General features: G+C 62.7%; 11 protein-coding genes. 8 read left to right on the top strand and 3 right to left on the bottom strand.

From position 1 onward, the window contains the following. Positions 1–24: 24 nt before the first annotated feature. The 7 genes from ACQKRQ_RS02695 to ACQKRQ_RS02665 all read left to right on the top strand — a co-directional run bounded on the left by ACQKRQ_RS02695 (position 25) and on the right by ACQKRQ_RS02665 (position 7,136). Positions 25–876, top strand: a complete 852-nt coding sequence (locus ACQKRQ_RS02695) for an amidohydrolase family protein (protein WP_427474930.1) — start codon at positions 25–27, stop codon at positions 874–876. 35 nt (positions 877–911) lie between these two features. Continuing rightward, complete coding sequence (locus ACQKRQ_RS02690; RefSeq protein ID WP_427474929.1) at positions 912–1,835, top strand: hypothetical protein; 924 nt, start codon at positions 912–914, stop codon at positions 1,833–1,835. A 68-nt stretch (positions 1,836–1,903) separates the two neighbouring features. Then, positions 1,904–3,262 carry a C4-dicarboxylate transporter DctA gene (gene dctA, locus ACQKRQ_RS02685; RefSeq protein ID WP_427474928.1) on the top strand — a complete coding sequence of 453 codons (1,359 nt, stop codon included), beginning with the start codon at positions 1,904–1,906 and terminating at the stop codon, positions 3,260–3,262. A gap of 167 nt (positions 3,263–3,429) precedes the next feature. Next, positions 3,430–4,470: a porin gene (locus ACQKRQ_RS02680; protein WP_427474927.1), complete on the top strand. Its 1,041-nt coding sequence runs from the start codon at positions 3,430–3,432 to the stop codon at positions 4,468–4,470. 64 nt (positions 4,471–4,534) lie between these two features. Next, a complete protein-coding gene (locus ACQKRQ_RS02675; protein ID WP_427474926.1) occupies positions 4,535–5,560 on the top strand; it encodes an amidohydrolase family protein in 1,026 nt (341 codons plus the stop codon). A gap of 2 nt (positions 5,561–5,562) precedes the next feature. Continuing rightward, positions 5,563–6,246 (top strand): 4-carboxy-4-hydroxy-2-oxoadipate aldolase/oxaloacetate decarboxylase, encoded by a 684-nt coding sequence (ligK, locus tag ACQKRQ_RS02670; protein WP_408175157.1) that lies wholly within the window; start codon positions 5,563–5,565, stop codon positions 6,244–6,246. 266 nt (positions 6,247–6,512) lie between these two features. Continuing rightward, positions 6,513–7,136: a LysE family translocator gene (locus tag ACQKRQ_RS02665; protein ID WP_132378153.1), complete on the top strand. Its 624-nt coding sequence runs from the start codon at positions 6,513–6,515 to the stop codon at positions 7,134–7,136. A gap of 9 nt (positions 7,137–7,145) precedes the next feature. Here the strand turns inward: ACQKRQ_RS02665 and ACQKRQ_RS02660 are convergent, their stop codons facing one another. Continuing rightward, entirely contained in the window at positions 7,146–8,561 is a 1,416-nt protein-coding gene (locus tag ACQKRQ_RS02660) for a PLP-dependent aminotransferase family protein (protein ID WP_408280787.1), read from the bottom strand. Between the two features lie 235 nt (positions 8,562–8,796). Between ACQKRQ_RS02660 and ACQKRQ_RS02655 the strand changes: the two genes are divergently transcribed. Beyond that, positions 8,797–10,125 carry an aspartate aminotransferase family protein gene (locus ACQKRQ_RS02655; RefSeq protein WP_427474925.1) on the top strand — a complete coding sequence of 443 codons (1,329 nt, stop codon included), beginning with the start codon at positions 8,797–8,799 and terminating at the stop codon, positions 10,123–10,125. A gap of 215 nt (positions 10,126–10,340) precedes the next feature. Here the strand turns inward: ACQKRQ_RS02655 and ACQKRQ_RS02650 are convergent, their stop codons facing one another. Together ACQKRQ_RS02650 and ACQKRQ_RS02645 are read right to left on the bottom strand one after the other, a co-directional pair. Next, a complete protein-coding gene (locus tag ACQKRQ_RS02650) occupies positions 10,341–10,859 on the bottom strand; it encodes a DUF6496 domain-containing protein (RefSeq protein WP_427474924.1) in 519 nt (172 codons plus the stop codon). Positions 10,860–11,103: 244 nt separating this feature from the next. Then, on the bottom strand, positions 11,104–11,820 hold the full coding sequence (locus tag ACQKRQ_RS02645) for an O-methyltransferase (RefSeq protein WP_427474923.1): 717 nt from the start codon (positions 11,818–11,820) through the stop codon (positions 11,104–11,106). Positions 11,821–11,917: the final 97 nt, after the last annotated feature.

Raw genomic sequence — 11,917 nt, 5'->3', positions numbered from 1 at the left:
AAGTTTTCAGTCAGGAGCGCCTTCATGTCCGTCGTCATCGACACGCACACTCACGCAATTTCCCCAGATAAACAACGTTATCCACTCGCGCCGGTCGGCGGCCATCAATCGGAGTGGTCGGCGAAACGTCCGGTCAGTTTCGAAGGTCTGCTCGCCTCGATGGACGAAGCCGGCGTCGACCGCGCGGTGGTGGTGCAAGCTTCGACGGTATACGGCAACGACAATAGTTATGTGGTCGAAGCGGTGCGCAGCCATGCGGATCGTTTCGCGGGCGTATTTTCGATCGACGTGCTGGCAAGCGACGCCGTCACGCAAATGCAGCGCTGGCTCGACGCGGGCCTCTCGGGCCTGCGCCTTTTCACCACCGGCAGCACGATGCCCGGCCAGGCAGGCTGGCTCGACGACGAGCGCTCGTTCCCGGTATGGGACTACGCGCAGCGCCACAATGTGTCGATCTGCCTGCAGATGACCGCGCAAGGCATTCCCGCGCTCGTGAACATGCTCTCGCGCTTTCCGGACATCCGGGTCCTGCTCGATCACCTCGCACGTCCCGAACTCGCTGGCGGCCCGCCGTACGAAGCAGCGGCACCGCTCTTCAGCCTCGCGTCGCATCAGGGGGTGTTCCTGAAGCTCACGAATCGCACGATCGTCGAAGCCTCGCGTGGCGCGTCGACGCCCGCCGCATTCTTCCCGCGCGTGCTCGATGCATTCGGCGCTGATCGTATTGCGTGGGGCTCGAACTTTCCCGCCGCCGAAGGCGCGCTGCCGCAACTGCTCGCCGAGGCCCGCGAGAGTCTGTCGATGCTGCCCGCCGACGCGCGCGAAGCGATTTTCGGCGGCACCGCGCGTGCGGTTTATCCGGCACTCGCCGCTTGATATCTTCACCTCGAACGAAACAGGAAAACCCGATTGTGAGCACCTCCACACAACCGCTGCGCCTGAAGACCGCGCTGAAAACCTATCCGCACACGCGGGCGCTGAAAGCCGGCGAGCTGACTGACCCGACCGTCGAGTTGCTGTTCGAGGACGTCGAGCCGATTCATCGTGCGTTCGCGCCGATGGCGCGCCGTCAGGCGTACGACGTCAGCGAACTGGCGATCGTCACGTATCTGCAGGCGAAGGCCTATGGCAAGCCGGTGGTGCTCTTGCCCACTGTCGTGGCCGCGCGCTTTCAGCAAGGCTGCATTATTTATAATGCGGAGCGGGGCAAACTCGATGTCGGCAGTCTCGCAGGCAAGAAGGTGGGCGTGCGCGCCTACTCGCAGACCACCGGCATGTGGGTACGCGCCATTCTCGGGCAAACCTATGGCGTGCCGCTCGAACAGATCGAATGGGTGACAATCGAAGGCGCGCATCTGGAAGAGTATGCCGACCCCGTTTTCGCGCAGCGCGCCGCCCCCGGCAAGCAATTGCTGCCGATGCTTCGCGCGGGCGAGATCGACGCCGCCATTCTCGGCAACGATCTGCCGGACGAGCCTGAATTCAAACCGCTGATCGACAATGCGGCCGCCGCCGACCGCGAGTGGTACACGCTTCATCGTTACGTGCCGATCAATCACGTCGTGGTGGTGACGCAAGCGCTGGCCGATTCGAATCCGCAAGCCGTGCGTGCCGTGTACGACCTGCTGAGCCGCGGCAAGGCATTGGCCGCCGCAGAGAACGCCGCGGAAAACGCCAACAAGCCGGACAAACTGCTATTCGGCTACGACGCACTGCGCGGGCCGCTTGAAGAAACCCTTGCGTTCTGCGAGCAGCAACAGCTGTTGCCACGCAAGCTGACCGTCGACGAGATCTTCGCCGACAGCCTCGACATTCTGGGCGACGCCGCACGCTGACACAGCATTCGTCCGTTTCACGATTTTTGAGCGAACCCAAGTTCGCCGCAGTTTGTTAAGGAGACACCATGAGCTTGCCCGGCAAGTCCACCGCCGCGAAACCCAGGGAACGTCAGCCGTTCTATCTCGACCTGTCGTTCCAGGTGTTGGCTGGCATGGCGCTAGGTATCGCCACGGGTTACTTCTTTCCGAAGTTCGGCATCGATCTGCAACCCGTGGGCGACGCCTTTATCCGCATCATCCAGATGCTGATCGGTCCGATCATTTTTTGCACCGTATGCAGCGGCATCGCGGGCGTCAACGACTTCAAGAAAGTTGGCCGCGTGGCGATCAAGGCGCTCTTCTACTTTGAAGTGGTGACCTCGCTCGCCCTGGTGCTGGGCCTCGTGGTCATCAATGTGCTCAAGCCCGGTGTCGGCATGAACGTGGACATGCATAGCGTGCACTCCGCCGCCGTCGATACGTACGTCGCCAACGCGCATCACGTCGTCACGACGAGCGAATTCCTGCTGAACGTGATTCCGCACACTGCGATCAGCGCGTTCGCCGGCGGCGACGTGCTGCAGGTGCTGTTCTTCTCGGTACTGTTCGCATTCGGCCTCGCCGCAATCGGCGAGCGTGCGCAGCCGGCGTTGAATCTGATCGACTCGGTGTCAGGCTCGCTCTTCTGGATCATCGGCTTGACGATGAAAATCGCGCCGCTCGCCGCGTTCGGCGCGATCGCCTACACGGTCAGCAAGTTTGGTTTCGGCACGCTGATCTCGCTCGGCAAACTCGTGCTCGAGTTCTATCTGACCTGCGCGCTGTTCTTCTTGCTGATTCTCTGGCCGATCGCGAAAGTCAACGGCTTCAGCCTGCTGCGTTTGATGCGCTATATCGGCGCGGAGTTGCTGCTGGTGATCGGTACGAGTTCGTCGGAGACGGTCTTCCCACAATTGATCGACAAACTCGAACGGCTCGGCTGCGAAAAATCGGTGGTCGGTCTGGTGCTGCCGACGGCGTACTCGTTCAATCACGACGGCACGTGCCTGTATTTCGCCGCAGCCGCCGTGTTTCTCGCCCAAGCCACCAACACGCCGATGAACTGGCACGATCAACTGGTACTGCTCGCCGTCTTGCTGCTGACGTCGAAGGGCGCGGCAGGCGTATCCGGTGCGGCGATTGCCGTGCTGGCGGCGACCCTCGCCGCATCGAACACGATTCCGGTCGAATCGATCGCCCTGATTCTCGGCATTCACAAGGCCATGTCCAGCGGATTCGTGTTCACCAACATCGTCGGCAATAGCGTGGCGACCATCGTGGTAGCGAACTGGGAAAAGGCGCTCGACCGCGGCGCGCTGCGCCGTGAACTGAAAACCGGCTTCAAGCCGGCTCCGCCTTCGCCGGGACGCCTCAATCATACGAGCAGCGGCCAGGCAGGCAATTAGCCACGAATGTCCGCAAGGCCGGCGGCACCGATGAGTGAGCTCCGCCGGTCCGATGAAATCGAAAACCGGATCTGAAAGCATAACTTTTATTTAGTCATACGAATCGTATGGCGCTGCCCTGCCATTGCCAGCGGTTCCACACAACGACATTAGATCGGAGACGTACTATGAAAACAAAGGTTTGGAGAACCATTGGGGTTGGACTGTCGGCAGCGGCCGGCACGCTGGGCGCAATGTCCGCACACGCGCAATCGAGCGTCCAGCTATACGGCACGGCAGACGGTGGCGTACGTTACCAGACGAACGCGGCAAAAGGCGGCGGCACGGTGGTGACCATGAATTCGAACGGCTACTACAGTTCGAACAAACTCGGCTTCCTGGGAAAGGAAGACCTGGGTGACGGCTGGAACGCGCACTTCCAGTTGGAGAGCGGCTTCAATCTCGGCAATGGGCAGTTCGACAATACCACCGGCGTCGAATTCAACCGGCAGGCATTCGTCGGCATTGGCAATTCGAAGTACGGGTCGATCGACCTCGGCCGCCAGTACACGATTTCGCACGACATCATCAGTATCTACGATCCGTTCGGTTTTCACTTCACGCCGATCCTGCCGTTGACCACGGCCTCGGACGGCACGCGCAACAACAACGCCGTCAAGTACAAGAATGTCTTCGGGCCATTGCTGTTCGAAGTGGACAACTCGTTCGGTGGTGTGCCGGGAAATTTCAGCAGTGGAGCGACGCGTTCAGTCGGCATGAGCTATAGCGCCGGTCCGGCGAGCCTCGGCGGCGTGTACGGGCATCGCAACATACTGACCGGGACGACCTACATCGGCGACAGCTATTACATGGCCGGTGCCGCCTACAAAATCGGCCCGGTGCGGGTGTCGGGCGGCTTCATGTCAGAAGACCTGCAGAATCCGGCCGCACCGCACCAGGTGACCAACAACGCCTTCGGCGGCATTTCATGGACCATCAGGCCGGACATGATTTTCGACGGCGGCTACTACCAGACCACCGTGTCGAACGACAAGGCCAGCCGCCGCGGCCTGTCGATCGTTTCGCTCGCCTATCTGCTGTCCAAGCGCACCACGCTCTACGGCGAAGTCGATTACACCTCGTACAAGCACGCGGTGGTCAGCACGCTGAACCCAGCCGGCGCGTCGAGTCAGACGGCCGTCACCGTCGGCATCGACGTGCTGTTCTAGTACGTCGAACTCACATCCCGATGCGCGTGATCGATGCACGCGCCGAATTTCCCAGGAGCCAACCATGATCATCGACATCCACGGGCACTACACGACCGCGCCCAAAGCGCTGGAGACCTGGCGCAACCGCCAGATCGCGGCGATCGGCCAGCCGGCGAGCCGCCCCAAGCCGTCCGAACTGAACATCAGCGACGACGAACTGCGCGACTCGATCGAGACCAACCAGTTGCGACTGATGCGCGAACGCGGGCTCGATCTCACCGTGTTCAGTCCACGTGCGAGCTTCATGGCGCATCACATCGGCGACTTCGAGGTGTCGAGCACCTGGGCGGCGATCTGCAACGAGTTGTGCTACCGCGTGAGCCAGTTGTTTCCGCGGCATTTCATTCCCGCGGCGATGCTGCCGCAGAGTCCGGGCGTCGATACGGCGAGCTGCATTCGCGAACTGGTGAAATGCGTCGAAGAGTACGGCAACGTCGCGATCAATCTGAATCCTGATCCGTCCGGCGGCCACTGGACGAGCCCGCCGCTCTCCGACCGCTACTGGTATCCGATCTACGAGAAGATGGTCGAGTACGACATTCCGGCAATGATTCACGTGAGCACGAGCTGCAACGCGTGTTTCCATACGACCGGCGCGCACTACCTGAACGCGGATACGACTGCCTTCATGCAGTGCCTGACGTCGGACCTGTTTCACGATTTCCCCACGCTGCGTTTCGTGATTCCGCATGGCGGCGGCGCGGTGCCGTATCACTGGGGTCGTTTCCGCGGTCTCGCGCAGGAGATGAAAAAGCCGCCACTGGAAGAGCACCTGCTCGACAACATCTTCTTCGACACCTGCGTGTATCACCAGCCCGGCATCAATCTGCTAACCGAAGTGATTCCCGTCGACAACATTCTGTTCGCGAGCGAGATGATCGGCGCGGTGCGCGGTATCGATCCGTACACGCAGCACTATTTCGACGATACGAAACGCTACATCGAAGCCGCCGACATGCACCCCGAACAGCGCTTCAAGATTTACGAAGGTAATGCACGCCGCGTCTATCCGCGTCTGGATGCCGCCCTCACCGCGCAAGGACGTTGATCATGTACGAACTCGGAGTCGTTTATCGCAACATCACGCGCGCGGACAGCGGCGTCGCGGACGCACTCGGCGTGCTCGGCAGCGCTACCGTGCATGAAGCAATGGGCCGCACCGGTCTGCTCAAGCCGTATATGCGGCCGATCTATGCCGGTGCGAATGCATCGGGCACGGCCGTCACCGTGCTCTTGCATCCCGGCGACAACTGGATGCTGCACGTGGCCGCCGAACAGATTCAACCCGGCGACCTGGTGGTTGCCGCCATCACCGCCGATTGCACCGACGGTTACTTCGGCGATCTGCTCGCCACCAGCTTCAAGGCGCGCGGCGCGCGCGGACTGGTCATCGATGCGGGCGTACGCGACGTCAGCGTGCTCGCCGAAATGAACTTCCCCGTGTGGAGCAAGGCGATCTCGTCGAAAGGCACGATCAAGGCGACCTTAGGCTCGGTCAACGTGCCGGTGGTATGCGCGGGCGCGCTCGTTACGCCGGGCGACGTCATCGTCGCGGATCAGGATGGCGTGGTCGTCGTACCGCAAGCAATGGCGGCGCGAACGCTCGAGAACGCGAGCGCACGCGAGGCGAACGAAGCGCAGAAGCGCGCGAAACTCGCCTCGGGCGTGTTGGGGCTCGACATGTACCAGATGCGTGAGCCGCTCGCGAAGCTGGGGTTGCGTTATATCGACTGACAGGCGTCGGTGTTGGACGCAGCGCGGGTGGCGCCACGCGCGCTGCGCCGCCGGTCTTTGGAACGATTGGCCAGTTCTCCGGCGACACCTTCCGCTGCGATATCAATCTCAGTACTACGGTCGTCTTATATCGATCCGCGGACCGCCGCACGCAGGCAATCCACCGCTACCCGTACCGGACACCATCTCACAAACCGTACCGGTACTGTACCGGCAACGCTCGCTAGAATGCTCCAATGTTCTTCCGCCCGACACCGGAGCTTGCCATGTCATTTCTCAGTCTCAGCGCGCTGCCCGCCGGCATCCTGTTCGCGCTCGTCACCACCATCACGCCCGGTCCGAACAACACGATGCTGCTGGCCTCGGGCGTCAATTTCGGGTTCCGCCGCACGTTGCCGCATCTGTCCGGCATTAGCGCCGGCGTCGTGCTGTTGATGCTGTCGGTCGGGATCGGTCTGGGCGAAGCCTTCGTGCATTTCCCCGTGCTCTACACGGTGCTCGAGGTCGCGAGCGTCGCGTATCTGCTGTATCTCGCGTGGAAGATCGGCACTTCGGGCGAGTTGAAGGTAAAAAAAGGCGAGCGCCGGCCCATGAAGTTCTACGAAGCGATCGCCTTCCAGTGGGTCAATCCGAAGGCATGGATGATGGTGCTGACCGCCGCCACGACGATCCACCTCAGCGAGAGCTACAGCATGAACGCCATTGCGATGGCGGTGATCTTCTACGTGATCGGCTTTCCGTGCATCTGCCTGTGGGCGGGTTTCGGCACCGCCATGCGGCAGGTGCTGTCGGACCCGAAGCGGTTGCGCGTTTTCAATGTGGCGATGGCGCTGCTGCTGGTGCTGTCGCTGTATCCGATCGCGCTGAAGCTGATCGGACAGTCGGCCTGAACCCGGTCGCTATAACGCGCCCTGCCCGACTCGCTCGATAAACCGCCACAACGCATCGTCCGTCGAATACGGTGCGTTGAAGCGGAACCAGGCGCTCGGGGCATCGTCGGGACGGAAGTAGGAGCCCGGCGCGAGCCAGATACCGTGAGTGAGGGCGGCCGTCGCCACTTCGCCGGCCCGCTCTGCTTCGATCGGCAAACGCGCCCACAGGAACAGTCCGGCGCGCGGCCGGTGAAACAGTTCGAGGCCGAGCGAATCGAGCCGCTCTTCGACGGTCGCGTGCGCGAGCTTGAGACGTTCGTTGACGGCTTCCACGTGACGCGCATAGCGCCCCTCCAGCAACACCTTGTCGACGATCCGCTCGATCGCCTCCGACGACGTCAACCCCACCGCCATCTTCGTGCGCGCCAATTCGCGCAGCACCGCGCGCTCGGCGACCACGTAGCCGCAACGCAGCCCCGGCGTCACCGTCTTCGAAAAACCGCCGACGTAAAGCACCCGCTGCAAGCCTTCCATCGCCGCGAAGAGCGGCGCGCCGGACGGCGCGAGTTCGCGGCTCACATCGTCTTCGATCACCCACATGCGCTGACGCTCGGCGATCTGCAGCAAGCGGAACGCCGCCGACATGCCGAAGGTCGCGCCGGTCGGATTCTGCAGCGTCGTGTTGACGAAGATCGCCTTCGGCTTGTGCTCGGCGACCAGCGCTTCGAGCACGTCCGTATCGACGCCCGCCGGCGTGCGCGGCACGCCATGCACCACCAGTCCGGCCAGCTTGAGAATCTGCAGCAGATTGCAATAGCCGGGATCTTCGACGATCACGGCGTCGCCCGCGCGCAGCAGCGTGCGCACGATCAGATCCAGCCCTTGCGTCGCGCCTTGCGTGAGCAGGATGTTCGAGACATCCACCGGCAGGCCGCGCCGGTCGAGTTGCTCGGCGATTCGCTCGCGCAGCGGCGCGAATCCGTACGGATGCCCGTAATCGCCGAGACGCGCCGCCGGCACCCGGCTCATGGCGCGCAGCGCATGTTGCAAACCCGTCTCGTTGATCCACTCGTTCGGCAGCCAGCCGCCGCCCGCCTTGATCGGCACCGAATGATCGGCGAACACGTCGGACAGGAGCCAGGTCGCGGTGAGGCTCGGCGGCTGCCAGTCGGTGGCGGCGACCCGCGCGGACTGCGAGCGCGCCGCCACGCGATAGCCGGAACCGCGCCGCGCGACCACGAGGCCCATCGACACCAGCCGGTTGTACGCCTCCGTGACCGTGAAGGTGCTCAGGTCGTGGCTTTGCGCCAGTTGCCGCACCGACGGCAGCAGCGCGCCCGCGCGCAGCGATTGCCCTTCGATGGCGCGCGCAAAGCCTTGCACCACCTGCTCGACGAGCGTGGGAGCGGCGCGCCGGTCGCGCTCGAGTTGTAGTTCGATCATGATCAGGACGAAAAAGCGGACCGCGCAAGGCGGCTGGGCATATGAGTACGTTTGAAATGCGGCGCCGGCGAGCTTGCCGGCCTGCCACGGCAAGCTTCGACACAGTTGCTGCGAATCCACCAACACAGTTAGCGCCACACTGCGTCAACTGTTTATGCCGCCATTAAACCGCGAACGCTACAGTTTCGCCATGCCCCAATGGAAACCCTTGGGCGACCACTTCGAGGAGATACCCATGACTTCGCGCCCCGTCATCGACGATCTGTCGTCTTTCTGGATGCCCTTTACCGCCAACCGCCAGTTCAAGGCCGCGCCGCGCCTGCTGGAATCGGCCAAGGGCATGTACTACCGCAGCACGGACGGGCGTGAAGTGCTCGACGGTTGCGCGGGTCTGTGGTGCGTGAACGCCGGTCACGGCCGCGAAGAAATTGTTGCGGCGATCACCCAGCAACTCTCGAAGCTCGACTTCGCGCCGACCTTCCAGATGGGCCACCCGGTCGCCTTCGAAGCGGCCACCAAAGTCGCCGAACTGATGCCGGAAGGCCTCGACCGCATCTTCTTCACGAACTCGGGTTCGGAATCGGTCGACACCGCGCTGAAAATCGCGCTCGCGTACCACCGTTCGCGCGGCGAAGGCCAACGCACACGCCTGATCGGGCGCGAGCGCGGCTACCACGGCGTGGGCTTCGGCGGCATCTCGGTCGGCGGCATCGCGCCGAACCGCAAGACCTTCTCGGGCGCGCTGCTGCCGGCGGTCGATCATCTGCCGCACACGCATAACCTCGAACACAACGCGTTCTCGAAAGGCCAGCCGGCCTGGGGCGCGCATCTCGCCGAGGAACTGGAACGCATCGTCACGCTGCACGATGCGTCGACCATCGCCGCGGTGATCGTCGAACCGGTGGCCGGCTCGACGGGCGTGCTGATTCCGCCGCAAGGCTATCTGCAAAAGCTGCGCGAGATCTGCACGAAGCACGGCATCCTGCTGATTTTCGACGAAGTGATCACCGCTTTCGGCCGCGTCGGCAAGGCCACGGCGAGCGAATACTTCGGCGTGACGCCGGACCTGATCACGATGGCGAAGGCGATCAACAATGCCGCGATTCCGATGGGCGCGGTGGCCGCGAGCCGCACGATCCACGACACGATCGTGAACAGCGGCGCGCAAGGTGCGATCGAGCTGTTCCACGGCTACACGTATTCGGCCCACCCGGTCGCGACGGCAGCCGCGGTCGCCACGCTCGATCTGTATAAGCGCGAAGGTCTGTTCGAACGGGCCGCGACGCTTGCGCCGACGTTCGAAGCGGCGGCTCACTCGCTGCGTGGCGCGAAGCACGTGAAGGACGTGCGCAACCTCGGCATGATCGCCGGCGTGGAACTCGAATCGCGCGACGGCGCGCCGGGCGCGCGGGCTTACGAAGCGTTCGTCAAGTGCTTCGAAGCGGGCGTGCTGGTGCGCTTTACGGGCGATATTCTCGCGTTCTCGCCGCCGCTCATCATCAACGAAGAGCAGATCGCGCACATCTTCAAGACCGTGGGCGACGTGTTGGCTACGGTGCAGTAATCAGCTCGCGATAGGCAGCAGAAAGAAGGCGGCGCGTAATTTGCGCCGCCTTTTTTTCGAATGCGCTATGTGCGTCACACGCTCAAGCAACGCACGCCGAGGATGGCGACATCGCGCAACGCGGCGCGGCCGCCGCCGGGCGCGGCGGCCGGCGAGCCGCCGGCCCGGCCCCGCTCAGCTCAGCTGAACGTCGCGCCGCGCGACTGCCGCGAAGCTCAATGGTGCGTACGCGAAGCCCGCGTATGAGCGGCTTTCTTCGCAGCCGCCGAACGGCCTGCAGCACCCTTAGTCGCAGCAGCCTTCTTCGCCGCCGCGGAACGGCTGGCGGCGGGGCGTTTGGCTGCCGCCGTCTTCGTCTGCTTCGACAGCGCTGCCGGCGATGCGCCCGCGCCGCCCTCGCGCTTCAACGCATTAGTGGCGGCACGCGAACGCTTCGCAGTCGACTCGGTGGTCTTCTTCGTAGTGCTCTTGTGCTGGCCCGCGGCGTTATCCGTAGCGGCCTTCTTGCGGGTGGCCTCACTTGCCGTGCCCTTCTTCGGCGACTTTACGGCGACGCCCGCACGGCGCGCTTCCGAGAGGCCGATCGCAATCGCCTGCTTGGCCGACCTGACGCCGTGCTTGCCGGCACGCACCTTATCGACCTGTTCCTTGACGAATTCTCCTGCTTGGGTGCTCGATGCTTTGCCGGCGCGTTTGTCGGTCTTAGCACGCTCGATCGTTTTCTTTTCAGGCATGACAGTTCTCCAGTTGGATGTGGCCTGTGTCATGCAGCAACGCGTGTGCCGCGCGGCGTCTGGCAGGCGAATCGCGCTGAAAAACGCCGTCTGAAGCCAGCCGACTTCGACAATTGCCCGTGGCGTTTCGTCAAGTTCGCCGCCCGCAGTCCCGGTGGGGGCTGCTCATTCTCCCGTACTCATGTGATGGAAGTGCCTGTCCTGACGACTCTTCGCCCGTACGGCGGCACCGCTCTTCGTTAGCTTAAGAGACGACAACCGTAAATTCGAGCCCCGATTCAAAGTCCAGCGTCGTTGTCGAGAAGCGCGGATTGCCGTCAAGATAGTGCTTGTATGGCCGAACGGCGTCCTCGGCTGTGTACATGTTGTCGGCCAGAACGATAGATCCGGGACGTAGCAGCCGTTCAATTTGCTTGAATAGATTGAGATAGGTGCTGGCCCATACGTCGATAAAGACCATGTCGAAAGTGCCGTCCAGTTTGGAAATGGTCTGGAATACATCACCCTCCCGCAGGTCGACATACGCTTGCACGCCCGCCGTTCTGACGTGGGCCCGAAGATGTGCGCATTTAACAGCGTCGAGTTCGGTCGCTACAACCATGCCACTGCCTAGCGTGCGAAGGGCCTCGGCGAAGTACAGCGTGGACACGCCGCAGGAACTGCCGAGTTCGAGGACTCGGGCCGGTTTGTGCGAGAGCACCATGTTGCTCAAAAACCTTCCCGTCTCCGCCGACACGGCTAACGATAGCGGTGTGCCTTGCGAGGATTCGAAGTCTTCGCTAGATAGCCCGAGCGTTTCGAGAAACCGTCCACGCAGACGTGGCGCGAGCATGTCGTATTCCTCTGCAAGATCCTGAAACTCCTGGCTCGATCCCTGGAACTGCGCCCGTGCGCGGGCTATGACCTCTGTCTGGCTCTGTTCATGAAGCCGTTGCAGAAGACCTGTGGTTGATGAAGCCATGTGCGCTCCTTGACGAGACCGAAAATGCTGTTGACGTATCAAACGACAGACCACTGCCTCCGGCAGGCGCACTGTCTTTTCGCCATCAGCTAAAACG

Origin of the sequence: Paraburkholderia sp. NPDC080076 (genome assembly GCF_050281145.1) — a bacterium.
GTDB lineage: Bacteria > Pseudomonadota > Gammaproteobacteria > Burkholderiales > Burkholderiaceae > Paraburkholderia.
This window is presented reverse-complemented; position numbering and strand designations above follow the sequence as displayed.

Bases quoted from the DNA above. Each gene is read 5' to 3' on its own strand.
- ACQKRQ_RS02655 (WP_427474925.1), top strand. From the start codon at position 8,797: ATGACTTCGCGCCCCGTCATCGACGATCTGTCGTCTTTCTGGATGCCC.
- ligK (WP_408175157.1), top strand. From the start codon at position 5,563: ATGTACGAACTCGGAGTCGTTTATCGCAACATCACGCGCGCGGACAGC.
- ACQKRQ_RS02665 (WP_132378153.1), top strand. From the start codon at position 6,513: ATGTCATTTCTCAGTCTCAGCGCGCTGCCCGCCGGCATCCTGTTCGCG.
- ACQKRQ_RS02650 (WP_427474924.1), bottom strand. From the start codon at position 10,859: ATGCCTGAAAAGAAAACGATCGAGCGTGCTAAGACCGACAAACGCGCC.
- ACQKRQ_RS02695 (WP_427474930.1), top strand. From the start codon at position 25: ATGTCCGTCGTCATCGACACGCACACTCACGCAATTTCCCCAGATAAA.
- ACQKRQ_RS02645 (WP_427474923.1), bottom strand. From the start codon at position 11,820: ATGGCTTCATCAACCACAGGTCTTCTGCAACGGCTTCATGAACAGAGC.
- ACQKRQ_RS02675 (WP_427474926.1), top strand. From the start codon at position 4,535: ATGATCATCGACATCCACGGGCACTACACGACCGCGCCCAAAGCGCTG.
- dctA (WP_427474928.1), top strand. From the start codon at position 1,904: ATGAGCTTGCCCGGCAAGTCCACCGCCGCGAAACCCAGGGAACGTCAG.
- ACQKRQ_RS02680 (WP_427474927.1), top strand. From the start codon at position 3,430: ATGAAAACAAAGGTTTGGAGAACCATTGGGGTTGGACTGTCGGCAGCG.
- ACQKRQ_RS02660 (WP_408280787.1), bottom strand. From the start codon at position 8,561: ATGATCGAACTACAACTCGAGCGCGACCGGCGCGCCGCTCCCACGCTC.